Below are 25,747 nucleotides of genomic sequence, written 5' to 3' on the forward strand. Positions count from 1 at the left end.
GGTGCAACGTGACGCAACGCTTGTCGCGAGCGCGGCCGTGGAGTGTGCTCTGGATCACAGCGGCATCCACCGAAAGGCACAGCGATGACACAGACACTCGACCCGGTACTCCGATCGGACCCGGCGACACCGCAGCAGCGCGTCGACGCCTGGCTGGCCGCCTTCGAGACGGCGCTCGCCGGGCGTGACGTCGAGGCCGCCGCGGGCATGTTCGCCGCCGACAGCTTCTGGCGCGACCTCGTCGCGTTCACCTGGAACATCAAGACTGTCGAGGGCCGCGACGGCATCGCCGACATGCTGACCGCGCGGCTCGCCGACGCGGACCCGTCCGGATTCCGCACCATCGAGACCCCGGAGGAGGCCGGCGGCGTCATCAGCGCGTGGATCGCGTTCGAGACGGCGACCGGGCGTGGCGAGGGCCACCTGCGGCTGACGGAGGACGCCGAGAGCGATCGGGCCTGGACCCTGCTGACCACCCTGCAGGAGCTGAAGGGCTTCGAGGAGGGAACCGGCACGCGGCGGCCGCGCGGGGCCAAGCACGGCGCCGACCGGAACCGGGTCACCTGGGCCGAGCAGCGAGAGATCGAGGACCGCGAACTCGGCCGCACCGTCCAGCCGTACGTCGTCATCGTCGGTGGCGGGCAGGGTGGCATCGCGCTCGGCGCCCGGATGCGTCAGCTCGGAGTTCCGGCGGTGGTCGTCGACAGCCACGCGCGGCCCGGCGACCAGTGGCGCGGCCGGTACAAGTCGCTGTGCCTGCACGACCCGGTCTGGTACGACCACCTGCCCTACCTGCCGTTCCCGTCCAACTGGCCGGTGTTCGCGCCGAAGGACAAGATCGGCGACTGGCTCGAGATGTACACCAAGGTCATGGAGGTCCCGTACTGGAGTTCGACCACGTGCACCTCCGCCGCCTACGACGAGACGCGGGGCGAGTGGACGGTGCACGTCGACCGAGACGGCGAGCAGCTCACGCTGCGGCCCAAGCAGCTGGTGATGGCCACCGGCATGTCCGGCAAGGCGAACGTGCCGTCGTTCCCCGGACAGGAGATCTTCACCGGGGACCAGCACCATTCGAGCAAGCATCCGGGGCCCGACCAGTACGCAGGGAAGAAGGTCGTGGTGATCGGCGCCAACAACTCCGCGCACGACATCTGCGGGGCGCTGTGGGAGCACGGCATCGACGTGACGATGGTGCAGCGCTCGTCGACGCACATCGTCAAGTCCGATTCACTGATGGACCTGGGGCTGGGCGACCTCTACTCGGAACGCGCGCTGGCCGCGGGCATGACCACGCACAAGGCGGATCTGACGTTCGGGTCGCTGCCCTATCGGATCATGCACGAGTTCCAGATCCCGGTGTACGACGCGATTCGTGAGCGGGACAAGGACTTCTACGAGCGCCTCGAGAAGGCCGGCTTCGAGCACGACTGGGGCGACGACGGCTCCGGACTGTTCATGAAGTACCTGCGCCGCGGGTCGGGCTACTACATCGACGTCGGCGCGGCGGAACTCGTTGCCAACGGCGACATCAAGCTCGCTCACGGCAACGTCCGCGAGCTGACCGAATCCAGTGTGATCCTCGAGGACGGCACCGAACTGCCGGCCGACGTGGTCGTGTACGCCACCGGCTACGGGTCGATGAACGGCTGGGTCGCGGATCTGATCGGGCAGGACGTGGCGGACACGGTCGGCAAGGTCTGGGGGCTGGGTTCGGACACCACCAAGGACCCGGGCCCGTGGGAGGGCGAACAGCGCAACATGTGGAAGCCCACCCAGCAGGAGGCGCTGTGGTTCCACGGAGGCAACCTGCACCAGTCACGGCACTACTCGTTGTACCTCGCGTTGCAGCTCAAGGCTCGGTACGAGGGGATCGCGACCCCGGTGTACGGGTTGCAGGAAGTGCACCACCTGAGCTGACCCGAGCCCGTCGTTCGTCCGTGACGTCCATGCCCGCGCCCTCCGTCCTCGTTCTCACGAATGCGGGGGGCGCGGCGTCACGACGATATCCACGCCACGTCCTTCGCCGAGTCGCCCACGCCGAGCGTCACTCGCAGCCACCGAGCCTCCTCCAGGGTGGCGTGCTCGAGCCGCATGCGCCGGGCCCGGACCGGCACCATCCGCAGCTCGCGCAGCTCCCGCGTGTCCGCCGCGAACACCGGCAGGTACAGCAGCCGCAGCTCGTCGCGGAACTCCTCGTAACCACCGATGCCCTCGTAGTCGTTGATCAGGTCGCCGCAGCCGTACAGCACCGGGCGACCGTGGTGGATCTCGACCGGGCGCGGGTGGTGCGAGGAGTGGCCGTGCACGACGTCGACGCCGCCGTCGACGAGCCGGTGCGCGAACCGCTCCTGGTCGCGGGGAACGTCGTACCCCCAGTTCGACCCCCAGTGCACCGAGACCACCACGAGGTCGTCGGGGCCGCGTACCGCGGCGATCCGGTCGAGTACCCGGGCCGCGGTCGCGTCCGACAGATTCGGCAGCAACGCCACCCCTGGTCGTCGCGGCCCGGCCCCGGATCGGCGGGAGAGTCCGCTCGACGCCGATCCCATCGAATAGACCAGCACCCGCCCGGAACCGACGGGGACCGTTGCCGGCGCCCACGCCCGGGCATCGTCGTGCCCGGCGCCGGTCGGCCGCAGGCCCGCGGACTCCAGCACGTCGACGGTCTCGATCAGCCCGCGCCTGCCGAAGTCGAGCACGTGATTGTTCGCCAACGCGCACACGTCGATCTGTGCGACGCCGAGCACCCCGACGTTCGCCGGATGCATCCGATAGTGAATGCCCTTGCCCGGCGCGTAGTTCCGTGACGTCGTCACCGACGTCTCGAGATTCACGATCCGGGCGTCCGGTCCGGCGTCGTCGAGCACCGACAGCGCGACGCCCCACGGGCGCTCGAAGCCGACCGGCCGCGGGATCGGTCCGTTCCGCCGCTCCGCCAGGGCGACGTAGTCCCGGGCGTCTCGAACCAGCCGTTCCCGCAGGAGCGGGCTACCCGGATGCGGCAGGATCTGGTCGACTCCCCGCCCGGTCATCACGTCCCCGGCGAGGAACAGGGCCACCGTGCTGGGCACACGTCCACGTTAGTGCCCGACCGCGGACGGCGTGGCGCCTCACCGCTCCGCGACGGCCGCGACCAGGCGGTCGACGTCCTCGAAGGAGTTGAAGTAGTGCGGGGACGCGCGCACCACGCCGTCGAGATTCCGCCTGCTCATGTCCACGAACGTCGAACCGTGACCGCTCACGGTGACGGTGACGTCCTTGTCCGCCAACGATTCCCGGACGACGTTCGGGTCGACACCGTCCACGGTGAACGAGACGATGCCGCTGCGCTGGCCACCGAGGTCGCGGACGGTGACGCCGGGAACGGCGGCGAGTTCGGTGCGCGCGTACTCGGCCCGGGCCGAGACCGCCTGCTCGATCTCGTCGATGCCGAGGTCGAGCAGGTACCGGACCGCGGCGCCGAGCCCCAGCCGGCCCGCGACGCTGCACTCCCAGAACTCGAACCGCGAGGCGTCGGGCGCGAGACGGTAGCCGCACTCCTCGGCCCACTGGGCGCCGTGCAGGTCCAGCGCCGCCGGTTCCATGGTCCGGGCCAGCTCGGGGCGCAGGTACAGCAGTCCGGTGCCGCGCGGGCCGCGCAGCCACTTGCGGCCGGTCGCCGACAGCGCGTCCACCCCGAGTTCGGCGACGTCGACGCCGACCTGTCCGATCGACTGACAGGCGTCGAGCAGCACCAGCGCGCCGACCGCGTGGGCCAGGTCGACCACCTCGCGGACCGGGTTGAGCAGTCCGCCGTTGGTCGGCGCGTGCACCAGCGAGACCACGCGGACCCGTTCGTCGAGCATCCGGTGCAGAGCCTCGAGATCGAGTTCGCCGGTCGGGGTCGAGGGCACCACCTCGACGGTGGCGCCGGTGGTGCGGGCGCGTTGGAGTGCGGCGATCGCGTTGCTGGCGTACTCGACTTCGGTGATGAGGATGCGGTCGCCTGCCGACAGCGGCACCGCGTAGAAGAAGTCCGCCCAGGCGCGGGTTGCGCTCTCGACGAGCGCGACGTCCTCGGGCTGGGCACCGAGCAGTTCGGCGATCGAGGCCTTCACCGCGATCAGATCATCGGCGCGCTCCGCGGCTGCGCGATAGCCCCCGATCTCGGCCTCGCGCCGCAGGTGGGACACCACGGCGTCGACAACCGGTCGTGGTGGCAGCGATGACCCCGCGCTGTCGAGGAACACCTTGTCGAGGCAGCCCGGGGTGTCCTCCCGGAGCCGTTGCTGGTCGAGCATCGAACCTCCTGGTGGTGGTCGGTGTTTGCCTCCGACGCTACCGCCGGCGGGGTGACACGATCACCGATCACGGTTTAGTGTCGGTGGCGGTGTATACCCTCTCGCTCGTACGTGCTGTAGCAGTTCCCGCCCGGTGATCGGAGCGCGTGATGGCAGTGACATTGGCAAGGGAAGTGAAGTCGGCGCGGCTCACCACGAGGGCCGCGGCGGAGGCCTACGTCGGCGGCGTGTGCTTCAAACTCGGCCCGCCCCGGCTCATCGGTGCCGAGCTCGAGTGGTTGACCCTGCCGTGTCGTACCGGCGATCCGTCCCACCCCGCCCGCGCGGACCTGCACGACCTCGCGACGGCCCTCGGGCCGCACGCCCCGACCAGCATCGCCCCCGATTCGCCCGCCCGCCCCCTCCCGGCCGGAAGTGCCGTGACGCTCGAGCCCGGCGGCCAGGTCGAACTCTCCAGCACGCCCCTCCCGTCGGTGGAGGAGTTGTGCGCCGCACTCACCGCAGACGCCGAGCTGCTCCGGAGTCGACTCGCCCGTGCGCAGGTCACCATGGTCGACGCGGCCGCGGACACCTCCCGCCAGGCCGAGCGCGTCCTGCAGTTGCCCAGGTACCGCGCGATGGAGGAGCGGTTCGACCGCATCGGCCCCTACGGCCGGCTGATGATGTGCAACACGGCCGCCACGCAGGTCAGCGTGGATGCAGGCGCCGACGCGGCCGAGGTGTCGGAGCGCTGGTCGGCGCTCTACGCGATGGGGCCCGCGCTGCTGGCCGCGTTCGCCTGCTCGCCTCGGCTGCACGGAATACCGGATGGCGAGTGGGCGTCGCAGCGGATGCGGGCATGGTTCGAACTCGACGTGGGACGGACCGATCCGCCCCCACTTCCCGACCCGATCGCCGAATACGGACGCTGGGCCCTGGACGCGCCGATGCTGTGCGTCATCGGCGGTTGCGGGGACTGTCCGGACGACTGGTCTCTGGCCGGTGAGGTCAGCTTCGCCGACTGGATCTCGGGCGCGCTCGACGACGTGATCGGTCGCCGCCCCGACTACCACGACCTCGACTACCACCTGAGCACGTTGTTCCCGCCGGTGCGCCCGGCGGGGCATCTGGAGGTGCGCTACCTCGATGCGCAGCCGGGGGAGCTGTGGCGGGTACCGATCGCCGCGTTGGCTGCGCTGCTCGGCGACCGGGGGACGATCGACGAGGCCGCCGCGCTGTGCGCGGGGACCGCGGGTCGGTGGCGTGCGGCGGCGGAGTTCGGACTTCGCGAAGGTGAACTGCGCTGCACGGCAACTGATCTGCTGGAGCTGGCCGCGTCGAGGTCGCGGTCGTTCTCAGCGGAGCTGTCGGCCGCGGCGCAGCGATGTCGGCGTGGCCGAACGCCGACGCAGGAGGCCGGGGCATGACGACCGACGCGTTGCGCGCCGAGCTCGAGACCGTCCTGGCCCGTGCCCGCGACCGCACCCTCGCACTCACCGAATGCCTCGACGAGCGCGAGCTGATCGCCCAGCACTCTCCACTGATGAGCCCGCTGGTCTGGGACCTCGCGCACATCGGCAACCAGGAAGAGCTGTGGCTGGTCCGCGACGTCGGTGGCCGTGAGCCGGTGCGTCGCGACATCGACGAGCTGTACGACGCGTTCAAACACGCGAGAGGCGACCGGCCGGCGCTGCCGTTGTTGAATCCCGAGCAGGCCCGCGGCTACGTGGCGCAGGTCCGCGACAAGGCCTGGGACGTGCTGGACCGCTCGCCGCTGCGGGGCAGGCCGCTCGAGCACGATGGATTCGCATTCGCGATGATCGCCCAGCACGAGCAGCAGCACGACGAGACGATGCTCGCGACCCACCAACTGCGCAGCGGCGCACCGGTGCTCACCGTGTCCCCGGTGCCGGCCGCGAGCGAAGCGGTGCTCCCCGACGAGATCGTGGTGCCGGGCGGCGCCTTCACGATGGGGACCTCGACCGACCCGTGGGCGTTGGACAACGAACGGCCCGCGCATCGCGTCGAGGTGCGGCCGTTCGCCCTCGACGCGGCGCCGGTGACCAACGGGCAGTACGTCGAGTTCCTGGACGACGGCGGGTACGAGCGACCGGACCTGTGGAGCGAGCGCGGCTGGCATCATCGCCAGTCGGCCGAGTTGGTGGCGCCGCAGTTCTGGGAACGCGACGGTGCCGGCGAGTGGTGGCACCGCGTGTTCGGCGTGCTGAGCCCGCTGCCGCTCGACCGTCCGGTGGTGCACGTCAGCTACTTCGAGGCGGAGGCGTACGCGCGGTGGGCCGGCAAACGGCTGCCCACCGAGGCGGAGTGGGAGAAGGCGGCGCGGTGGGATCCGCAGACCGGTGATTCGCGCCGATTCCCGTGGGGTGACGAGGAACCCACGGCCAGGCATGCGAACCTCGGCCAGCGGCACCTCGAGCCGGCGCCGGTCGGCGCGTACCCGTCGGGGCGCTCGCCGCTCGGTGTGCACCAGCTGATCGGTGACGTGTGGGAGTGGACGTCCTCGGATTTCCTGCCGTACCCGGGCTTCTCGGCCTTCCCGTACCGGGAGTACTCCGAGGTGTTCCTGGGCGGCGACTACAAGGTGCTGCGTGGCGGTTCGTTCGGCACCGATCCGGTGGCCTGCCGCGGCACGTTCCGCAATTGGGATCACCCGGTTCGCCGCCAGATCTTCGCCGGGTTCCGCTGCGCACGAGACGTAGATGTGTAGGCACGTAGGCTATCTCGGTACCCCGCGGACAGTGGCAGACGTGCTGACGTCGGGCGGGGAGCGGAGCCTGCTGACCCAGTCGTGGGCGCCGCGGGACATGCGCGGCGGCGGCACCGTCAACGCTGACGGCTTCGGCGCCGCGTGGTGGCCGGTAGGCCGTGACCCCGTCGTCTACCGGAATCCCGCACCGATCTGGTCGGACCCGGCCGTCGAGGGTGTGCTCGGCGAGGTGAGTTCGTCGGCGGTGGTGGCCGCGGTGCGTTCGGCGACGGTCGGAATGCCGCTCACCCGCGAAGCCTGCGCGCCGTTCACGGACGGGATGTGGGCGCTGAGCCACAACGGCCGAATAGACGGGTGGCCGGGTTCGATGGCGGCGTTGGCGGAGTGGCTGCCGGCGGTGGAATTGCTTCGAATGCCGGCACTCACGGATTCGGCCTTGCTGTGGACGATGTTGCGGCGCCGACTCGACACGGAGGAACCGGGTGAGGCGATGCGCAGCGTGCTCGTGGACGTCCTCGAGGCGGCGCCGCAGTCGCGGTTGAACCTGCTGCTGTGCGACGGGACGACGTTGTGGGCGTCGGCGGTCTACCACTCGCTGGCGGTCCGGGTGGACGAGTCGGTCGCGATGGTGGCCTCGGAACCGGTCGACGAGGAGGAGGGGTGGCTGGTGGTGCCCGACCGCCACCTGCTCGAGGCAAGGCCGGGGCATCTGGTGTTCACCGAACTGGAGGCAAGCGCATGAACGATCCGACCGTCGAGGTTCACCTGGCGCCGGAGCAACTGGACGAGAATCTGCGGGCGGATGCGCAGCTCGGCCTGACGGCGAACCCGAAGTGGCTGCCGCCCAAGTGGTTCTACGACGCGAAGGGCAGCGAGTTGTTCGAGGAGATCACCCGGCTGCCGGAGTACTACCCGACCCGCACGGAGCGGGAGCTGCTGCGGGCCAGTGCCGCGCACATCGCCGAGGCGACGTCGGCGCAGATCCTCGTCGAGTTGGGCTCGGGGTCGTCGGAGAAGACGCGGCTGCTGCTCGGCGCGCTGACCGATCACGGCACGTTGGAACGGTATGTGCCGCAGGATGTGTCGGAAGCGGCACTCACGTCGGCGGTGCGGCAGTTGGCGACGGAGTTCCCGACGCTGACGGTGCACGGCATCGTCAGCGACTTCACCGACACGCTGCACAACCTTCCGCGCGGGGGTCGACGGATGATCGCCTTCCTCGGCGGCACACTCGGAAACCTGGTGCCGGAGGAGCGGGCCGAGTTCCTCGCCTCGGTCGCCGAGGTGCTCGAGGAGGGTGAGCAGTTGCTGCTCGGTGTCGGTCTGGTCACCGATCCCGCGGTGCTCGTGCCCGCCTACGACGACGCTGCGGGCGTCACCGCACGGTTCAATATGAACGTGCTGTCGGTGCTCAACGATCGGCTGGGAGCGGACTTCGATCTCGACCTGTTCCGTCACGTCGCGGTGTGGGACGAACAGAAGGAATGGATCGAGATGCGGGTGGAGGCGGTCGAACCGATGACGGTCCACGTTCCCGCGCTGGGCCTGGACGTGACCTTCGGGGCCGGCGAACAGATGCGGACCGAGATTTCGGCGAAGTTCCGCGTCGAGGGCATCTGCAAGGAACTCGCCGCGGCGGGCTTCGGAAGCGATCGGGTGTGGACGGATTCGCTCGACCGATTCGCGCTGATTCTGGCCGATCGCGGGTAGCAGGCGGTTGGCGCCGGGCCCGCCCGAGGGGTGCGGGCCCGGCGCCAGGGCGTCAGGACATCGAGGCCAGGAAGAGTCCGGTTCCGAGGACGGCGCCGGCGCCGCTGAGCAGGCCGGTGGCAAGTCCGAGGACCTTGGCGACGGTACCGAGGTTGGCCATGTCAGTTGCGGAAGATCCCATGAGTGCTCCTAGTGAGTGATGTTGTGACGCACATCTCAGTGCTGGAGATATTGGTACTGGACCACACGAACGATCGGCACTGTAGGTCTCACTCAGCGGGAAAACTCTGCTCACAGTTTATTCCGCGCAAAACGGACAAGGGTGACGATTTCCGCGGGCCGGCTCAGGCCGCAGTGCGCGCGAGCAATGGCGCCACGATGTTGTCGGCGATCGCGGCGCGGGTGGCGGGGTCGACGCCGAACTCGTGGTTGCGGCGCGCGGCGACCGCGAGGCGGTCGGCGGCCTCGTTGAGCGGGTGCCCGCTGTGCGCGCGCACCCACGTGTAGCGGACTCGTCGCCGGGCCGACAGCTCCCGGATTCTGGCGACGGTCGTCACCACCTCGCCGTCGTACCGGTCGAGTAGGGCGGCGCGGGGCAGTGTGAGGCATCCGAGCGCACCGCGACTGTCGGTGAGGATGTGGAGGTCGCGGTGCGGAAAACGCTTGAGCGCGTGTTTGATTGCGAGAAGCTCGCCCGCGAGTACCGTCTTGACCTCCGGATACATCTTCTGGCGCAGGTCGCCCTCCTCGCTGATGCATGCCACCCCCACCCCTCGGCGCGAGGACGACTTCGACGCATCGGTCGCCACGGTCAGCTCGGGCTGGTCCCAGACTCGCTGCAGGCTGACAGGTTCGGCGGGCGGTCGGAGCCCGGACACGTACGCGGACAACGTGTCCGAGGCATCGCACAGCAGTTCCGGCAGCCTGCCGCGCGGGGTCCGCACCAGGGTGACCGCGGGGAACGACGCGGCAACGCCCTCGAGCTCACCGCGAGTTCCGGCCTCGGTGACGTACAGCGGCATCGGGCCGCCCGGCGCGGCGGCGGCCCGCGTGTAGACGGCCTCGAATGCGTCGAGGACCGCGGCGCGCAGCGCGATCGGGTCGAAGCCGGGCCGTTGGAAGATCAGCCGCTCACCGGGCCCGTCCGTCCCGATCGCCGCGACTGTCAGGGACAGCTGTCGGCCGTCGACGTCGGCCTGACGAAAGTGAACTGCTGCAAGGGTCATCGACTACTCCTGACGATCGAGAGGGCCGCAGTGCCGTGGCGTTGGCCTCACGTTAGGTGAGGGGTACGACACGAACGGCCGGGCGAGGGCGCCCGGACGGAGTGTGGTTCGAACCCGGGGCCGCCTCGCAACCCCTCGAGATGTGAGGCCGCCCCGGAGTGCTTGGGATGCAGGGACTGAGCGGACGAGCCGGCCAGCAGCGGCGGGGCCGCCATGGGCAGTACCGCGCTGCCGACGACCGCACTGCCGAGCGATGACGTCCTCGGACTCCCCGGTGAACTCTGCCTTTGGCTCCGATGACGAGCCCCGCCGCCGCGAGCGACATTCCGACGACACTGGCGATCTTGCGCAGTGTGCATTCCTCACGATTGATGTGCATTGCTTGTGTGCCAACGCGATTTGTCGTCGCGGTGACGTCCAACAGAGTGCGGGACGGCGGCACCCGCCGCACGGCCGACGCCATCGGTCTCGCCGACCACCCATTCGGTCGCGGCTGCCGCGGCCCCGCGCCGTCCGCGGTCATGCCCCACGTGACGCAAGGGTCGTGCGCGGGTGCTCGACCGGGACTGGGTGGTCGTCAGTCAGACCCCGTCCGCCGGCTCGATCATCGGCGAGGGCGACGCGGTGCTCGCCGTGGTCAAACAGGGCGAGCACGGCGACTGCTCCTGACTTCGGCGAGACCGCGTCGCCGACCTCCGCGACTGGGCGATTTTCGAATCGCGAGAATGATGCGGCGAGAGGCAATTCGGAGTACAGTCGAAAATGTGTTCGAACGCGATGATCCACCGCAATCAGGGATGCTCGAGGGCATCTCTGATTGCGAGTGGCCATCGGCGTTGGCGGACCAGCACGCGGCGATCGCGCGGGCGCAGTACCTCGAAGTGGACGCCGCGGCCACCCTGTACATCGCGAGGTGCGCGGAGGATGCGCGCAGTGGCCGGAACGAGGCCGTGCAGGGCGAGTTCGCGAACGTCGAGGTCGCCGGGATCCTGCACATCACCGAGACGGCAGCGCAGAACCTCATCGGGCTCGGCTGCGATCTGCGGTGGCGGCTGCACCGCGTCTCGGCTCTGTTTGCCGCCGGAAAGCTCGATCATGTGCAGGCAAGCGTCATTTCGGACGCACTCGCGAACGTCTCCGAGGACGCGCTCGACGAACTCGAACGCCGGATGGTCGAGGGCTCCGGGCTACTCACCTCGACGGCACTACGGCGTCGAGCAAAGCGGTTGATCGCCCGACACGATCCGGAGGGTGCGCGGCGTCGACGGGAACGGGCGGTCGAGGATCGCGACGTCCGAGTGCGCGTCGCCGATGACGGAGTGTGCACGCTCGAGGGCCTGATGCCGGCCGCTGCGGGCCAGGTTGTCGCGATGCGCCTGCGGTCCATGGCGTTCGACGTCTGCGCCCACGATCCGCGCACCTTCGCGCAGCGCCGCGCCGATGCACTTCAAGCCCTCGCCGAGGGTCTCGGCCGACTGGAATGCCTGCGCGGACGCCGAGACTGCACCGCGAACGATGAGCCCGAGTCGTCGGACGTGAGCGCTCCGAACGCGACGGAACCCGACGACCGTGGAACTGTGAATCCCACCGCGAGCGAAGCCGACTCGATCGCATCCCTCGCAGACGAGACTGCAGTACCTGCACCGACGGATCGGGCTGAACCGAGCGAAACGACGTCGCAGACGGAACCGACCGAAACGACGGAACCGAATGCGCCGTCTGCGAAGTCTGCGACGACGTCGAATCCGCCTGCCCTGCCGCCGCTGCCGAAGGCAACGATCATGGTCGGGGTCAACGTGACCACCCTCCTCGGCCTGGACGACCTGCCCGGCCACCTCGCCGGGTACGGGCCCATCGATGCGGACCTGGCGCGGGAACTCGCGGGGGACGGAACGTGGCGGAAGGTGTTGACGCTCAGCGAAGCCGACCGTGAAGCCCTTCTCGACGCGCTGTGCGGAGCGGAGTGGAGGGGTCCCGAGACCTGGGGACGGGTACGAGGTGGCGAATCAGGGTATGACGCCCCGAGCGGGCGCGACCGGTCATCCGCCGGTGCAGATTCCGGCGTGCCGGATCCAGACCCGGATGCGGTGTGGCTGACCGGTCGACGTGTCAACACCGCCGCACACGGCCCGATCCTCGGCATCGGCCGCAGTCTGTCCGCGGCCGGCATCACCCCCACCGCGGTCCGCGAACGTTCCCGACGCCGGCGCGAGGCGCTGACCTATCGGCCCTCGGAGAGGCTGGTCGAGATGGTCCGCACCAGGGACGGGACGTGTCGGTTCCCGGGATGCACCGCGCGAGCCTCCACCTGCGACATCGACCACACGGTGCCGTTCGACCACGCCGATCCGGCGTCGGGCGGGTGGACGGTCGAACAGAACCTGGCCTGCCTGTGCCGCCGACACCACCGCCTCAAGACGAGTGGCCGATGGAAGGTGCGGCAGATAGGGGGCGGCCGCCTCGAATGGACCGATCCCAACGGGATCGTCACCATCACCGAACCAGCCGGCGCCTTCGCCGACGCCGACGTGGGTCTCCCGTTCGGTCCACTCACCGACCACGCGACGATGGAACGACTCTTCGGCTCGCACCGCGGCCGCGGCGCGGAGGACGATCTCGTCTACATTCTCGACGTGCTCGCGCCCGACTGGCGCAACCGCGACCGAGATACCGACCCATCGCCGCCGCCGGTCCTCGTTGTCGACCTCGGCGAACCCGCGCCCTTCTGACGGGCTCGCCCGAACGAGGCATGGACCGTCGGTCTACCCAGCCTGAGTCCTGCATCCGCCGGGCGATGGGACGCCGACTGACCTACCTGGTCGGGCTCGGAACCGGCGGGTTCGTGGTTGGGGTGGTCGTCACCGGTATCGACGTTGTGGGGGCAGCCGTGGTGGTCTGCGTCTCCACCGTTGGGGTCGCGCTCTCCGTCTCCGGGGCCACTCCCTCCAGAGCGTCGACCTCGTCTGCTACCGGTGTGGGTGCAGTCGCGGTCGTGGACATGGCCGCCGCGGAGGTGGCGGTCCCGGACGTGGTGGACGTGGTGGACGTGGCAGTGGTGGACGGGGCTGTGGATGTCGGCGTCGGCGAGGTGGTCGCGGCGACTGACGGTGTCGCCGACGGTGTGGCCGGTGCGGTCGTCAACTCCTCGAGGGCCGCTGCCGCACTGGCGGAGTCCGGCTTCGTCGTCGGATCGATCGGCTGCCCGCTCTGCGCCTGCTTCGCCAGCTGCGTCAGCCACGCCGCGGCGTACTCGGCGGAGGTCAGGGGCTTGCCGTTGCCCGGGTTCGCGTCACGCCAGTAGTCGAAATGGTGGCCCTTGGCATCCGGTCCGAGAGTGAGGTTGTAGGGGTCGCTCATGACCACCGGGATGGTGTTCTGGTTCGTCACGATCAAGCCGACGATCTCCTTGAACACCTTCTGGGGCAGGTAGGCGAGTGGTGACATCGCATTGGCCGAGATCGACTCGGCCTTGGTGGGCGCGGCCACCGCGGTCCCCGGCTTGTATGCCGGGTCCGACACCTTCAGCAGCACGTCGAGGAAGGTCTGGTCGCCCTGCATCCAATTGGGCTGGGACTGAATCTCCTCGAACGCCGCGAATCCGATTCGGCCGAGCACGACGGCGATGTCCTGCCCCGTCGCCGGTGTCAGACCGGTGCGTTCGAGTGCGTCGACGTTCAGCTGCCTGCCGACGTTGACGACGAGGTCCAGCAGCGAAATATTCTGTGGTGCAGAGCAAGTGAGGTCGCCGTCCGAGCAGAACGACGCGACCTTTCCGGCCAGGGCTCCGAAGTCGGCACCGCCGGTCCCCGTCACAGCGCCTCCGCCGGGCACGGCAGCGGTGCCGTTCTGATACTTCACATCGAATCCGTTCGGGTTCGTGAACGGATTCAGCGCGCCGGGGAACGGTCCCTGACCGGCTGCGCGCCCGGCATCGGCGAGAATCACGACACCGACGACGTTCGCCGGGTTGGCGATCGCGTAGCCGCCCTTGGTGTCGGGTATCTGATGCCCGACGTCCATCGCGACCCGCCGAGCGACGTCGGCGCCCTCGCTGTAGCCGACCACCGCGAACCTCGTGTTCGGGCACGACTGTTGAATCTTCGTCATCACGGACTCGGCATTGGCGACACCGGCGTTGACCGCATCCTCGTAGCTGTCCATGTTCGCCGGGTAGGCGATGTACACCGCGGCGTACGACTTCGGATCGACGACACCGCCAGGCGCGTTTGCCACCGGATCGACCCATTTGCTCCTGTAGTCACTCGACAACGCGGCCGGGAGTTCCTCGCCGTTCGCGCCGACCAGCATCTTCGTCGTGCCCGCCACCGGGGTGTCACCTCGGCCTGCCACCGAGACGGTCACCATGTCGTGGCACTCGGTCACCGACGCGGTGAGCTCGGTGTCCGCGGTGCGCGGCCCGGAACTCAGAGCCCACGGGAGCGTGACCACGGCGGCAATCCCGAGAATGCCGGGCGCGATCAGGCCCGATGCGATGCGATGTCGCGCGAAGAACCCACGAGGTGACATGTCCACTCCCAACTCCCGGCCCCTGACACGCGCGTCGCCCCCGGCGGCGTGTCTCGTCATCGGTTACATCGTCACGAGGGCCTGAACCGCTACACAGACCGTGGCTGTACAGCGTATGGCAATCGCCTGCGGTCGGCGCGACCAGCGGGAAGACGCCAGGTAGGCGCCACCGGGACGAGGCCCGGGACGGGCACGGATATTCAGATGCGCCGCAACAGCGCATGCGACGATGACCGTCCCGCACACCCCCAAGACGCTCACGGAGCGGAAGACCGCATGCGCGCCACCCGCAACCTGATCGTGTGGAAACGCCGATCGCACAAGGGGTCGCGTCGCCGTGAACCGTCTCGGAGTTACGAGTGCGGGTTCACCGACGCGTCGGGAGGTTGACGCGCACACCACCGGAGAACATCGAGTCGGGCAGATCGAGCGACTGCTCACCAAGCACGGCTATCCGCCGGACCGGCAGCCCGAAGCGATCAAACTGGTGCTCGAGCAGATGGAGATCATCGCACCGGAGATGGCGGCGTGAGGCTGCCGTGGCGCCCCGCGTCGGCCCCGCTGACCGTCGCCGGGCCGACCGGGTAGTCCACGGACTACAGCGTCAACTGCATGAACGTCATGTCCAGCCACCGCCCGAACTTGATGCCGACCTCCGGCATCACCCCGACCGTCCGGAACCCGAACCGCTCGTGCAGGGCGATCGAGGTGGTGTTGGACGACTCGATGCTCGCGACCATCACGTGGATCCCGCCGGCGCGGGCCCGGTCGATCAGCTCGGCCATCAGCCGCGACGCGATGCCCTTGCGGTGATGGTCGACGTGCACGTACACCGAGTTCTCCACGGTGTGCCGGTAGCCGCTCTTGGCGCGCCACACGCCGTAGGACGCGTACCCGGCCACCCGTTCCCCGTCGACCGCCACCAGTACCGGGAATCCGGCCTGCTCTCGACCGTCCAGCCACGCGCGACGGTCGTCGATGTCGACCGGTTCCTCGTCCCAGATCGCGGTCGTGTTGCGGACCGCCTCGTTGTGGATCTCGAGGATGCCGGGCAGATCGTCGGGGCGGGCGTCACGGATCTCGATGGTCACCAGACCATCGTGACGCACCGCTTACCGCTGCGCGCTCTGGCGAGCCTTCTCCAGGGCGCCGAGGGTGCGCATGATCGTCGCCTTCTGCTTCTCGAGATCGCTGCGGCGGGCACGGGCCGCCAGGCCCGACTGATCCGCCACCTGCGCGAGCTGAGCGTCGATGGAGCTCATCTGGTCCAGCAGGGCCAGTCCGCGGGCCTGGATCTCGTCGAGGTCGACGGCGTCCGAGTTCACGGGCGCCGGTGCGGACGCGGACGCGGACGCCGGACGGGTCGTGCGGGTACTCGAGCCCGTCACGGTCGATGCGCGGGGCGCGGTGACGGTCTCGGCGACCACCGCGGCGGCGCGGGGGCGCAACGCTTTACGGACCAGTGCCGGGTCGGGCGGCGAGGCCAGCTTGGTCTGGTTCAGCGCGGCGCGAGCGTCGCGAGCGGTGACGCGCCACTCACGCTCTTCTTCGTCGTCGGACTGCAGGGTGCCGCCGAGCGGACGAAGTCCGTACATGCCGAGGAATCGGCGCGCGCCCTCGATGATCTCTTCGTTCTCGCGGCACGTGCCGCATCGCGGCTCGTTGCGGTACATCTCCACCGCGACGTCGTCGCCGCACCAGACGCACGCTCCGGGAACCCAACGCCGGGCCGTCTTCATTGTCGTCGATTCGGCCGGGGCATCGAGAGTCTGCGCGTCAATCACGACGCATGACAATAGGGCAGAGCTCGCCGGTCCACGACACCGGATCGTTACGAACCTGGGATTCTGTGTTCCACCGTGATCAATCTCATGTTCAGTTGACGGGGGTTCGACGGCGTGCAGGGGCAAACTCTTGCCGCGCAAGGGGTTCCGGGCTCGGGTCGACGGCTACGTCGGCGCGCCCACGACGTCCTCGAACCACTCCACGAGAGGTCGCAGCGACTCCCAGCCGGCCCGGACCTCGGTCAGCGTTCGCTCGCTGCCGAGCCACGGCGGGCAGCCGTAACTGCGCCCCGCCGTCAACGTGCGGTGACGCAACAATTCGATCCGGGGATGGTCCTCGGCGAACCCGCGCGGTCGTGTCTTGAGTCGGTCGCCACCGATCTCGAATCCGGACTTCTCCAGTGCGCGCGTCAACCGGACGAGCGTCTCGCCGCGCAGGTCGCCGTCCACCGCGGCCCGCAGGCGCGCGAGCTGGTCAGGGGTGTTCTGGTAGAAGCCGCCGCCGACGAACAGGCCCGACGCGTCGACCTGGACGTAGTAGCCGATACCGGGCCGAACCATGACGACGCCGCCCTGATGGGTCTTGTACGGAGCCTTGTCCTTGGAGAATCGGACGTCGCGGTAGGGGCGAAACACCTTGCCCTCGCCGAAGTCCGGCTCGAGCTCGGCCAGCAGCGCGACCATCGGCGCGCGCACCGACGACTCGTAGACCGCCTTGTGGGCGGTCCAGAAGATCTTGCTGTTGTCCGCCTCGAGGTCCTCGTAGAAGTCCAGTGCGGCGTCGGGGAATCCGGAGAACACAAAAGAAGGCTAGCGCCTGTGCGCGTTTGACGGGTGCAAGGACTCGTCAAACGCGCACAGGCGCGAAGCGCCTATGCGCTGCCGTTGAACAGCGAGGTCACCGAGCCGTTCTCGAAGACCTCCTTGATGGTGCGCGCGAGCAGCGGAGCGATCGAGAGGACGGTCAGCGTCGGGAAACGCTTCTCCTCCGGGATCGGCAGCGTGTTGGTCGCGATGACCTCCTTCGCGCCGCAGCTCGCCAGCCGCTCGGCGGCCGGGTGGGAGAAGATCCCGTGCGTGGTGGCGATGATGACGTCGCCCGCACCGGCGTCCTTGAGCACCTTCACCGCGCCGGCGATCGTGCCGCCGGTGTCGATCATGTCGTCGATCAGCACGCAGGTGCGCCCACTGACGTCACCGACGACCCGGTTCGACTTGACCTGGTTCGGGACGAGCGGGTCGCGGGTCTTGTGCACGAACGCCAGCGGCGCGCCGTCGAGTGCATCGGCCCACTTCTCGGCGACCTTGACGCGACCGGCATCGGGGGAGACCACGCAGATGTTCTCGGTGCCGTAGTTCTCGCGGACGTACTCGGCGAGCTGGCCCTGTGCGTGCATGTGGTCGACCGGGCCGTCGAAGAAGCCCTGGATCTGGTCGGTGTGCAGGTCGACGGTGATGATCCGGTCCGCGCCGGCGGTCTTGAGCAGGTCGGCGATCAGGCGGGCGGAGATGGGCTCGCGGCCGCGGTGCTTCTTGTCCTGGCGGGCGTAAGGGTAGAACGGCAGCACCGCGGTGATGCGCTTGGCGGACCCCCGCTTGAGGGCGTCGATCATGATGAGCTGCTCCATCACCCACTGGTTCAGCGGCGCGGGGTGGCTCTGCAGGACGAAGGCGTCACTGCCGCGCACCGACTCCTCGAACCGGACGAAGATCTCGCCGTTCGCAAAGTCGGTCGCCGTCTGCGGCGTCACCTGGATGTCGAGTTCCTTGGCCACCTGCTCGGCCAACTCGGGATGGGCGCGACCGGAGAAGAGCATGAGGTTCTTCTGGTTGTCGATCCAATTCGCGGTCACTGCTCTTCGCCGTCCTCGTTCGTGTTCTCGTTGTCCTGCTGTGCCTGAGCGGCCGCCTCGGCGGCCGCAGTACCGGGTCGATTGCGCTCGACCCAGCCGTCAATATTGCGCTGCTTGCCCCCGGAGACGGCGAGCGCCCCCGGCGGGACGTCGAACCGCAGCACCGTCCCCGCGCCCGTGTACGCGCCGTCGCCGACCTGCACCGGCGCCACGAACATGGTGTCCGACCCGGTCCGCACGTGCGACCCCACCACGGTACGGCTCTTGTTGACGCCGTCGTAGTTGACGAACACGCTCGACGCGCCGATGTTGCTGTGGCAGCCGATGCTTGCGTCGCCGACGTACGTCAGGTGCGGGACCTTGGAGTGCTCGCCGATGTCGGAGTTCTTCACCTCGACGAACGCACCGAGCTTGCCGCAGTCGCCGAGCACGGTGCCCGGTCGCAGGTAGGTGTACGGCCCGACGGTCGCGCCCGCACCGATGCTCGAGCGGTCGGCGTGGGTCCGGATCACGGACGCTCCCGCCCCGACGATCACGTCGGTCAGCGTGCTGTCGGGTCCGACGACGGCGTCCTCGCCGATGTCCGTTCGGCCGTGCAGCTGTACGCCGGGCTTGATCGTCACGTCCTGCGCGATGGTCACGTCGACGTCGATCCAGGTGCTGGACGGGTCGATCACGGTGACGCCGGCGCGCATGTGCGTCTCGAGGATGCGGCGGTTCATCTCCTTCGCCAGATCCGCGAGTTGCACCCGGTCGTTGGCGCCCGCGACCTTTGCCGGGTCCGCGAGCAGCGCCGAGTACACGTCCCGACCGGCCTCGCGGGCGATCTTCAACACATCGGTGAGGTACAGCTCTCGCTGGGCATTGTGGGTGTCGAGCTGGCCGAGCGCGTCCCGAAGCGTCGCGGCATCGAAGGCGTAGACGCCCGAGTTGACCTCGGTGATCGCGACCTGTTCAGGCGTGGCGTCGGCATGCTCGACGATCTCCATGACGTCGCCGCCCGCGTTGCGGACGATGCGGCCGTAGCCGTTGGGGTCGTCCGGGACGAAGGTCAGCACGGTGACCGCGGCGGGGCCCGGTTCGGAGTGGTGCTCGTCGATGAGCGCGAGCAGCGTGTGCCCGTCCAGCAGCGGCACGTCGGCGGAGGTGACCAGGACGGTGCCGTCGAAGTCGTCGGGCAGGGCGCTCAGGCCGCACGCGACCGCATGGCCGGTGCCGTTCTGCTCTTCCTGGACCGCGGTGGCCACCTTGAGCCCGAGCTCGGCCGCGACGTCGGCGACCGCGGCACCGACTGCCTCGCGCTCGTGCCCGATCACCGTCACCAGGTGGGTGGGGGCGACCTCGGCGGCCGCGTGCAGGGAGTGGGCGAGCATCGTTCGGCCCGCGAGGGTGTGCAGCACCTTCGGGGTCTTGGACCGCATTCGTGTCCCCGCGCCCGCGGCGAGGACGATCACGGCGGTCTCGACTGGCATGAAGCTCCTCGAAATCGACTGTCTGGAACGCTCCGCCGCCAGGACTCGAACCTGAACTATCTGAACCAAAATCAGAGGTGCTGCCATTACACTACGGCGGATTGCCGCACGTGCGGATTCGTATCGATCCAGGTAAAGGCTCGACCCATCGTCGATCCGGCCCCGATGTGCGCCCACGATCCTCGCACGACACCCGTCCTTCGTGCGAACCGCCTCGCCGGTGAGGAGATCGACGGCCGATAGTGTGGAAGTCATGTCCCGACCACCGCAGGCGTCCGCTGACAAATCGCAGCCTGCGCCGATCAAGTCCCAGTCGGCTCTGCCGATCAAGTCGCAGTCGGCTCTGCCGATCAAGTCACAGCGGACCCGGATGACCGGGACGCAGCGGCGCGAGCAGCTGATCGAGATCGGGCGCAGTGTTTTCGCCGAGCGTGGTTACGAGGCCGCGTCCATCGAGGAGATCTCCACCAGGGCCAACGTGTCCAAGCCCGTCGTCTACGAGCACTTCGGCGGCAAGGAGGGCCTCTACGCCGTCGTGGTGGACCGCGAGATGTCCACCCTGCTCCAGATGATCACGTCGTCGCTCACCCAGAACCGTTCCCGGGTCCGGGTCGAGCGGGTGGCCCTCGCGCTGCTGACCTACGTCGAGGAACGGACCGAGGGCTTCCAGATCCTCGTCCGCGACTCGCCGATGGCCGCGAAGGAGGGCACCTACTCCAGCCTCCTCAACGAGGCGGTCTCGCAGGTCGGCCACATCCTCGCGGGCGATTTCTCCCGACGCGGTTTCGACGCGGAGCTGGCGACCCTGTACGCGCAGGCCCTGGTCGGGATGGTCGCGACCACCGCGACCTGGTGGCTCGACGAGCGCACGCCATCGAAGGAAGTTGTCGCCGCGCACCTGGTGAACCTGTGCTGGAACGGTCTGACGAACCTCGAGGCGGACCCGCAGCTGGGGGAGTAGCTGGGAACGGGCGACGTCAACGGGCCGCTGGGGGACGACGTAGGCGCGTTGCTCCGGAATCGGTCGGTTGCCCGACTCGCGGTCGTGATCAGGGGAAGCTCACCCACTGGGTGTTATGTTTCGAGCGCAGTCGACACATGACGCGGTCACCAGAGGCGGGTTGAATGGTTAGGCAGGAGCGGGCCGAGGCGACCCGGAACGCCGTTCTGCTCGCCGCCGCCGAGGTCTTCGCCCGATCCGGGTACGCGCAGGCGAATCTCAGCGAGATCATCGCCCAGTCGGGCGTCACGAAGGGCTCGCTGTACTTCCATTTCGCCTCCAAGGAGGACCTGGCCCGCGGCGTGATCGACGAGGGCAGTCGGCGGTTGGAGTCGGCATGCGCGCCGCTGGCCGACCTTCGCGATCCCGCGTTGGAGGTCATGATCGGACTGCCTTACCTCGCGACGGATGTGGCGGCCGCAGATCCGATCGTCGCGGCCATGTTCCGTCTGCACCACGAGATCGGCGATCACCGCGGCACCGACGGCAACGTCGTCGAGACGTGGCAGCGCTACCAGGTGGACCTGGCAGGACGCGCGATGGACGAGGGCGACATCGCCGGCACGGACCCTGAGGCTGTGGGAGCCTTCGTCTTCGAGACGTTGTTCGGGGCCCGCGTGGTTGCGCACGCGACCGGGACGCTCGATCAACTCCCGGCCCGGATGGAGAGGGCGTGGTACTTCATGTTGCCGTCGTTGGTCGCAGCCGGGAAGGTCGACTACTTCCGGGAGTTCGCGGCGCGACGTTTGCGGCGCTGACCCCGAGGGCGTCGGTCGGTGGCCCGGCATAGACTCATTTTCACACTCGCTCGTTTACACAGGAGCATCGACGTTGCCTACTCCTTCCCAGCCCGCGCCGATCCCGGTGACGCACGAGCCGCTCCCGCTTGCCGGTGTCGCCCGCGTCGCGCTCGCCCACCCGGCTTTCGGTGCGGTGCGCGATGCTCTCGGGCGAGTCGACCTCGACATCGTCGCCCCGAATCCGGCTCGCCCGTTCGTCGCGAGCGCGGTCGCCGAGCAGGTCCAACTTCTCCTGGTCACCGCCACCGGCCGTGAGGCCGACGACCTGACAGTCGAACTGCGCGAAATCCTCGGCGACGCGGTCGCCCAGTTCCCGTCCTGGGAGACGCTGCCGCACGAGCGGCTCTCGCCCGGCGCGGACACGGTCGGGCGGCGACTCGAGGTGCTGCGCCGGCTCGCCTACCCGGACAACGGCGACTACGGGCCGCCGCTGCGGGTGGTCGTCACCACGGTCCGCTCGCTGGTGCAGCCGATGGCGCCCGGCCTCGGGGAGATCGAACCGGTCACGCTGCGGGTGGGCACCGAGACCTCGTTCGACGGCCTGATCCAGCGGTTGGTCGAGATGGCGTACACCCGCGTCGACATGGTCGGCAAGCGCGGCGAGTTCGCGGTCCGCGGCGGCATCCTCGACGTGTTCTCACCGACCGCCGATCACCCTGTGCGCGTGGAGTTCTGGGGCGACGAGGTGACCGAGCTGCGGGCCTTCTCGGTGGCCGACCAGCGGTCGCTGCCGGAACTGGAGATCGCGACGCTCATCGCGCCGCCGTGCCGCGAGCTGCTGCTCACCGAACGAGTGCGTGACCGCGCGGCGGTGCTGGCCCAGGACAACCAGGCCGACGCCGCACTCGTCGAGATGCTCGACAAACTCTCCGCAGGCATCCCCGTCGAGGGCATGGAGGCACTGCTTCCGGTCCTCCTCGGCGGTGAGCTGGTGCTGCTGACCGACGTGCTGCCCGCGAGTACCCACGTGCTGCTGTGTGATCCCGAGAAGATTCGCACTCGCGCAACGGATCTGGTGCGGACCGGCCAGGAATTCCTGGAGGCGTCGTGGACCGCGGCCTCGATCGGCGGCGCGGCACCGATCGACACCCGGGGCATCGACCTGGGGGCGTCCGCGTATCGGTCCCTGCGGCAGGTGCGCGAGAGCGTCGAGGCGACCGGTCGGCCCTGGTGGACGATCAGCCCGCTCGCCTCGGGGAGCGAGGAGGAGTTGGTCCTCGACCTGCGCCCCGCGCCAGAGGTCCGAGGCTCCGACGAGCTGCTCGCCGAGCTGTTCGTGATGCTCCGCGCGCACGTTGCCGCGGGTGGTCGGGCGGCGGTGGTGGTCGCGGGCTCGGGTACCGCGCACCGGGTGCTCGAGCGGCTCGGCGAGGCCGAGGTGCCCGCCGCCGCTCTCGCACCGGGCGCCGAGCCACTGCGGGGTCAGGTGGAGGTGCTGTGCGGAAGCCTCCACGACGGTCTCGTCTTCCCCGCCGACGACGACAGCGACCAAGTCGGCCTGGTGCTGATTTCCGAGTCGGACCTGACCGGCAACCGGGTGGCCGCGGCGGGGGACGGAAGACGCCTGCCCGCCAAGCGCCGCAACCAGGTCGACCCGCTGGCGCTGGCCGCGGGGGACATGGTCGTGCACGACCAGCACGGCATCGGCCGGTTCGTCGAGATGGTGGAGCGGACGATCGGCGGCGCTCGCCGGGAGTACCTGGTCATCGAGTACGCGGCCAGCAAGCGCGGTCATCCCGGTGACAGGCTGTTCGTCCCGATGGAGTCACTCGATCAGCTCTCCCGCTATGTCGGCGGCGAGCTGCCCGCGCTGAGCAAGCTCGGTGGGTCCGACTGGGCGAACACGAAACGCAAGGCGCGCAAGGCGGTTCGCGAGATCGCCGGTGAATTGGTGCAGCTGTACGCAGCGCGCCAGGCCGCCCCGGGCCATGCGTTCGGGCCGGACACCCCGTGGCAGCAGGAGATGGAGGACGCGTTCGCGTTCACCGAGACCCAGGACCAGCTGACCGTGATCGGCGAGGTCAAGGCGGACATGGAGAAGCCGGTCCCGATGGACCGCGTGGTGATCGGCGACGTCGGCTACGGCAAGACCGAGATCGCGGTGCGCGCCGCGTTCAAGGCCGTGCAGGACGGGAAGCAGGTCGCCGTTCTGGTTCCGACAACCCTTCTCGCGCAGCAGCACCTGCAGACCTTCACCGAGCGGATGGCGTCGTTCCCGGTCAAGGTGCGCGGGCTGTCCCGGTTCACGGACGCGGGGGAGTCGAAGGAGATCATCGCGCAACTGGCCGACGGCGAGGTCGACGTCGTGGTCGGTACCCACCGCCTGCTGCAGACCGGGGTGCGGTGGAAGGACCTCGGTCTGGTCGTCGTCGACGAGGAGCAGCGCTTCGGCGTCGAGCACAAGGAACACATCAAGGCACTGCGGACCCACGTGGACGTGCTCACCATGTCCGCCACTCCGATTCCGCGCACGCTGGAGATGAGCATGGCCGGCATCCGCGAGATGTCGACCATCCTCACCCCGCCCGAGGAGCGACACCCGATCCTCACCTACGTCGGTGCCTACGCCGACAAGCAGGTCGCCGCGGCGATCCGCCGTGAACTCCTGCGTGACGGCCAGGTGTTCTACGTGCACAACAGGGTCAGCTCGATCGACAAGGCCGCCAAGCGACTTCGCGAACTCGTGCCCGAGGCGAGGATGGTGGTGGCGCACGGTCAGATGAACGAGGAGACCCTCGAGAAGACGGTGCAGGGCTTCTGGGAACGCGAATTCGACGTGCTGGTGTGTACCACCATCATCGAGACCGGCCTGGACATCTCCAACGCCAACACCCTGATCGTGGAACGGGCCGACTCGCTCGGACTGTCCCAGCTGCACCAGCTGCGCGGCCGCGTCGGGCGCAGTCGCGAACGCGGCTACGCCTACTTCCTGTACCCACCCGAGAAGCCGCTCACCGAGACGGCGTACGACCGGCTCGCGACCATCTCGCAGAACTCCGACCTCGGCGCCGGCATGGCCGTCGCCATGAAGGATCTCGAGATCCGTGGCGCCGGTAACGTGTTGGGCGCCGAACAGTCCGGGCACGTCGCCGGGGTCGGCTTCGACCTCTACGTGCGCCTGGTCGGGGAGGCGGTCGAGGCCTACCGCGCCGTCGCGGACGGCCGCCCGATCACCACGGACGAGGCGCCCAAGGAAGTGCGGATCGACCTTCCGGTGGACGCGCACATCCCGCCCGACTACGTCACGAGCGACCGGCTGCGGCTCGAGGCGTACCGCAAGCTGGCCGCCGCTACCGACGACGCCGCGATCGCTGCCGTCGTCGACGAACTCGTCGACCGCTACGGCCCACTGCCGGAGGAGGTCGGCCGGCTGGTGTCGGTCGCCAAGTTGCGGTTGCTGTGCCGCGAGTACGAGATCGAGGAGGTGTCGGTCGCGGGCACCCAGCTCAAGATCGCGCCGATGCAGCTGCCTGACTCCAAGCAGCTGCGACTCAAGCGGCTGTACTCGAGCGCGCAGTACCGCGCGACCACCGGGATGGTGCAGATGCCGTTGCCGCGCACCGGGTCCGGTGGGGTCGGCGCCGACCGGGTACGGGACGTGGAGCTGCTGCAGTACATCGCGGACTTCCTGCTCGCGATGGACGGCAAGGCAGCGGGCGCGGTCGACGTGTCGGTGCCGGTGGTGGGTGCGTCGGCATGAGTGCCGACGATCCCAGGCTCGGGGACGGGCTTGTCGAGGCCGCCGAGGTGATGGACCGGCTGTGGTCGTACGGAGGTTGGGAAGTCACCCAGACCCACGACTCGCTGCGCCGCTACCTACTCGAGGAGACGTACGAGCTGCTCGACGCGATTGATGCGGGCGACCCGGTGGGTCTGCGCGAGGAACTCGGCGACCTGCTGCTGCAGGTGCTGTTCCACTCGCGGATCGCGCAGGAATCGGCGACCGACCCGTTCACCGTCGACGACGTCGCCCGCACCCTCGTGACCAAACTGTCACTGCGCAGCCCGCACCTGACCAACGGTCACTCCGGACCGATCGACGTCGCGGAGCAGGAGCGGGCGTGGGAGGAAGCGAAGGCCGCCGAGAAGGCCCGGGCCTCCTGCCTCGACGGCATCGCGATGGCCCAGCCCGCACTCGCGTTGGCGGAGAAGGTGATCGAACGGGCGACGAGGGCCGGGCTGCCGCTCGAGTATGTCCCTGACGAGCTGCGGATGGTGCGGGTCGAGGTGGGGGACAACGCCGAGGATGCGTTGCGCAGGGCGACGCTCAGCTTCGTGCGTCGGGTCAGGGCGACGGAGCTCGCCGCGCACGCAGGCGGGATCGAGCCGGGGCGCCTGAATGCGGACGCTTGGACGCGATACTGGAGCGCACGGTAGGTCGGCTT

At 69.1% G+C, this 25,747-nt stretch carries 20 protein-coding genes, 1 tRNA gene and 1 pseudogene; 11 read left to right on the forward strand and 11 right to left on the reverse strand.

The genetic code is table 11. The features are described from left to right. Nucleotides 1-84 precede the first annotated feature (84 nt). The gene (locus tag ACFVH2_RS06470) at nt 85-1,920 is read left to right on the forward strand and encodes an NAD(P)-binding domain-containing protein (RefSeq protein WP_378420339.1); all 1,836 of its coding nucleotides are present in this window, start codon (nt 85-87) and stop codon (nt 1,918-1,920) included. A 77-nt stretch (nt 1,921-1,997) separates the two neighbouring features. Here the strand turns inward: ACFVH2_RS06470 and ACFVH2_RS06475 are convergent, their stop codons facing one another. Then, entirely contained in the window at nt 1,998-3,074 is a 1,077-nt protein-coding gene (locus ACFVH2_RS06475) for a CapA family protein (protein WP_378420338.1), read from the reverse strand. Nucleotides 3,075-3,113: 39 nt separating this feature from the next. Next, nucleotides 3,114-4,283 (reverse strand): aminotransferase class V-fold PLP-dependent enzyme, encoded by a 1,170-nt coding sequence (locus ACFVH2_RS06480; protein WP_378420337.1) that lies wholly within the window; start codon nt 4,281-4,283, stop codon nt 3,114-3,116. 149 nt (nt 4,284-4,432) lie between these two features. On the opposite strand from ACFVH2_RS06480, the gene egtA reads away from it, so the two are divergent. Genes egtA through egtD form a run of 4 tightly spaced genes read left to right on the forward strand, consistent with a single transcriptional unit; the run spans nt 4,433 to nt 8,700 of the window. Continuing rightward, complete coding sequence (gene egtA / locus ACFVH2_RS06485) at nt 4,433-5,689, forward strand: ergothioneine biosynthesis glutamate--cysteine ligase EgtA (protein WP_378420336.1); 1,257 nt, start codon at nt 4,433-4,435, stop codon at nt 5,687-5,689. Beyond that, nucleotides 5,686-6,990 carry an ergothioneine biosynthesis protein EgtB gene (gene egtB, locus ACFVH2_RS06490; RefSeq protein WP_378420335.1) on the forward strand — a complete coding sequence of 435 codons (1,305 nt, stop codon included), beginning with the start codon at nt 5,686-5,688 and terminating at the stop codon, nt 6,988-6,990. The genes egtA and egtB overlap by 4 nt, the downstream gene beginning before the upstream one ends. Then, entirely contained in the window at nt 6,983-7,732 is a 750-nt protein-coding gene (egtC, locus tag ACFVH2_RS06495; RefSeq protein WP_378420334.1) for an ergothioneine biosynthesis protein EgtC, read from the forward strand. Before egtB ends, egtC begins: the two co-directional genes overlap by 8 nt. After that, complete coding sequence (gene egtD, locus ACFVH2_RS06500) at nt 7,729-8,700, forward strand: L-histidine N(alpha)-methyltransferase (RefSeq protein ID WP_378420333.1); 972 nt, start codon at nt 7,729-7,731, stop codon at nt 8,698-8,700. Before egtC ends, egtD begins: the two co-directional genes overlap by 4 nt. Before the next feature lie 52 nt (nt 8,701-8,752). On the opposite strand, the gene ACFVH2_RS06505 is transcribed toward egtD, so the two are convergent. Together ACFVH2_RS06505 and ACFVH2_RS06510 are read right to left on the reverse strand one after the other, a co-directional pair. Continuing rightward, nucleotides 8,753-8,881 (reverse strand): hypothetical protein, encoded by a 129-nt coding sequence (locus ACFVH2_RS06505; protein ID WP_378420332.1) that lies wholly within the window; start codon nt 8,879-8,881, stop codon nt 8,753-8,755. A 163-nt stretch (nt 8,882-9,044) separates the two neighbouring features. After that, on the reverse strand, nt 9,045-9,926 hold the full coding sequence (locus tag ACFVH2_RS06510; RefSeq protein ID WP_378420331.1) for a ribonuclease H family protein: 882 nt from the start codon (nt 9,924-9,926) through the stop codon (nt 9,045-9,047). Nucleotides 9,927-10,690: 764 nt separating this feature from the next. Here ACFVH2_RS06510 and ACFVH2_RS06515 point away from each other — a divergent pair. Further along, on the forward strand, nt 10,691-12,655 hold the full coding sequence (locus ACFVH2_RS06515; RefSeq protein WP_378420330.1) for a DUF222 domain-containing protein: 1,965 nt from the start codon (nt 10,691-10,693) through the stop codon (nt 12,653-12,655). A gap of 82 nt (nt 12,656-12,737) precedes the next feature. Here the strand turns inward: ACFVH2_RS06515 and ACFVH2_RS06520 are convergent, their stop codons facing one another. Then, nucleotides 12,738-14,453: a cutinase family protein gene (locus tag ACFVH2_RS06520; RefSeq protein WP_378420329.1), complete on the reverse strand. Its 1,716-nt coding sequence runs from the start codon at nt 14,451-14,453 to the stop codon at nt 12,738-12,740. Nucleotides 14,454-14,877: 424 nt separating this feature from the next. Between ACFVH2_RS06520 and ACFVH2_RS06525 the strand changes: the two are divergent. After that, nucleotides 14,878-14,985, forward strand: a pseudogene (locus ACFVH2_RS06525) (type I restriction enzyme endonuclease domain-containing protein); the annotation flags it as partial. 64 nt (nt 14,986-15,049) lie between these two features. On the opposite strand, the gene ACFVH2_RS06530 reads toward ACFVH2_RS06525, so the two are convergent. The 6 genes from ACFVH2_RS06530 to ACFVH2_RS06555 form a co-directional block, all read right to left on the reverse strand. Beyond that, complete coding sequence (locus tag ACFVH2_RS06530) at nt 15,050-15,538, reverse strand: GNAT family N-acetyltransferase (RefSeq protein WP_378420535.1); 489 nt, start codon at nt 15,536-15,538, stop codon at nt 15,050-15,052. 27 nt (nt 15,539-15,565) lie between these two features. Then, the gene (locus ACFVH2_RS06535; protein ID WP_378420328.1) at nt 15,566-16,237 is read right to left on the reverse strand and encodes a hypothetical protein; all 672 of its coding nucleotides are present in this window, start codon (nt 16,235-16,237) and stop codon (nt 15,566-15,568) included. A 165-nt stretch (nt 16,238-16,402) separates the two neighbouring features. Further along, nucleotides 16,403-17,038 carry a DUF2461 domain-containing protein gene (locus ACFVH2_RS06540; protein WP_378420327.1) on the reverse strand — a complete coding sequence of 212 codons (636 nt, stop codon included), beginning with the start codon at nt 17,036-17,038 and terminating at the stop codon, nt 16,403-16,405. A 71-nt stretch (nt 17,039-17,109) separates the two neighbouring features. Then, a complete protein-coding gene (locus ACFVH2_RS06545; RefSeq protein WP_378420326.1) occupies nt 17,110-18,090 on the reverse strand; it encodes a ribose-phosphate diphosphokinase in 981 nt (326 codons plus the stop codon). After that, complete coding sequence (glmU, locus tag ACFVH2_RS06550) at nt 18,087-19,562, reverse strand: bifunctional UDP-N-acetylglucosamine diphosphorylase/glucosamine-1-phosphate N-acetyltransferase GlmU (RefSeq protein WP_378420325.1); 1,476 nt, start codon at nt 19,560-19,562, stop codon at nt 18,087-18,089. The genes ACFVH2_RS06545 and glmU overlap by 4 nt, the downstream gene beginning before the upstream one ends. A gap of 30 nt (nt 19,563-19,592) precedes the next feature. Then, a tRNA-Gln gene (locus ACFVH2_RS06555) sits at nt 19,593-19,663 on the reverse strand. 269 nt (nt 19,664-19,932) lie between these two features. Here ACFVH2_RS06555 and ACFVH2_RS06560 point away from each other — a divergent pair. The 4 genes from ACFVH2_RS06560 (at nt 19,933) to ACFVH2_RS06575 (ending at nt 25,739) form a co-directional block, all read left to right on the forward strand. Continuing rightward, entirely contained in the window at nt 19,933-20,523 is a 591-nt protein-coding gene (locus ACFVH2_RS06560) for a TetR/AcrR family transcriptional regulator (protein WP_378420533.1), read from the forward strand. Nucleotides 20,524-20,687: 164 nt separating this feature from the next. Beyond that, nucleotides 20,688-21,320 (forward strand): TetR family transcriptional regulator, encoded by a 633-nt coding sequence (locus tag ACFVH2_RS06565; protein ID WP_378420324.1) that lies wholly within the window; start codon nt 20,688-20,690, stop codon nt 21,318-21,320. Between the two features lie 106 nt (nt 21,321-21,426). Next, a complete protein-coding gene (mfd, locus tag ACFVH2_RS06570; RefSeq protein ID WP_378420531.1) occupies nt 21,427-25,062 on the forward strand; it encodes a transcription-repair coupling factor in 3,636 nt (1,211 codons plus the stop codon). Next, a complete protein-coding gene (locus ACFVH2_RS06575) occupies nt 25,059-25,739 on the forward strand; it encodes a MazG family protein (RefSeq protein WP_378420323.1) in 681 nt (226 codons plus the stop codon). The genes mfd and ACFVH2_RS06575 overlap by 4 nt, the downstream gene beginning before the upstream one ends. Nucleotides 25,740-25,747: the final 8 nt, after the last annotated feature.

Origin of the sequence: Rhodococcus sp. NPDC127527 (assembly GCF_042672245.1) — a bacterium.
Taxonomy (GTDB): domain Bacteria; phylum Actinomycetota; class Actinomycetes; order Mycobacteriales; family Mycobacteriaceae; genus Rhodococcus_G.

Bases quoted from the DNA above. Each gene is read 5' to 3' on its own strand.
- egtA (WP_378420336.1), top strand. From the start codon at position 4,433: ATGGCAGTGACATTGGCAAGGGAAGTGAAGTCGGCGCGGCTCACCACG.
- ACFVH2_RS06575 (WP_378420323.1), top strand. From the start codon at position 25,059: ATGAGTGCCGACGATCCCAGGCTCGGGGACGGGCTTGTCGAGGCCGCC.
- egtD (WP_378420333.1), top strand. From the start codon at position 7,729: ATGAACGATCCGACCGTCGAGGTTCACCTGGCGCCGGAGCAACTGGAC.
- glmU (WP_378420325.1), bottom strand. From the start codon at position 19,562: ATGCCAGTCGAGACCGCCGTGATCGTCCTCGCCGCGGGCGCGGGGACA.
- ACFVH2_RS06560 (WP_378420533.1), top strand. From the start codon at position 19,933: ATGACCGGGACGCAGCGGCGCGAGCAGCTGATCGAGATCGGGCGCAGT.
- egtB (WP_378420335.1), top strand. From the start codon at position 5,686: ATGACGACCGACGCGTTGCGCGCCGAGCTCGAGACCGTCCTGGCCCGT.
- ACFVH2_RS06505 (WP_378420332.1), bottom strand. From the start codon at position 8,881: ATGGGATCTTCCGCAACTGACATGGCCAACCTCGGTACCGTCGCCAAG.
- ACFVH2_RS06520 (WP_378420329.1), bottom strand. From the start codon at position 14,453: ATGTCACCTCGTGGGTTCTTCGCGCGACATCGCATCGCATCGGGCCTG.
- ACFVH2_RS06480 (WP_378420337.1), bottom strand. From the start codon at position 4,283: ATGCTCGACCAGCAACGGCTCCGGGAGGACACCCCGGGCTGCCTCGAC.
- ACFVH2_RS06470 (WP_378420339.1), top strand. From the start codon at position 85: ATGACACAGACACTCGACCCGGTACTCCGATCGGACCCGGCGACACCG.
- egtC (WP_378420334.1), top strand. From the start codon at position 6,983: ATGTGTAGGCACGTAGGCTATCTCGGTACCCCGCGGACAGTGGCAGAC.
- ACFVH2_RS06565 (WP_378420324.1), top strand. From the start codon at position 20,688: ATGGTTAGGCAGGAGCGGGCCGAGGCGACCCGGAACGCCGTTCTGCTC.
- ACFVH2_RS06510 (WP_378420331.1), bottom strand. From the start codon at position 9,926: ATGACCCTTGCAGCAGTTCACTTTCGTCAGGCCGACGTCGACGGCCGA.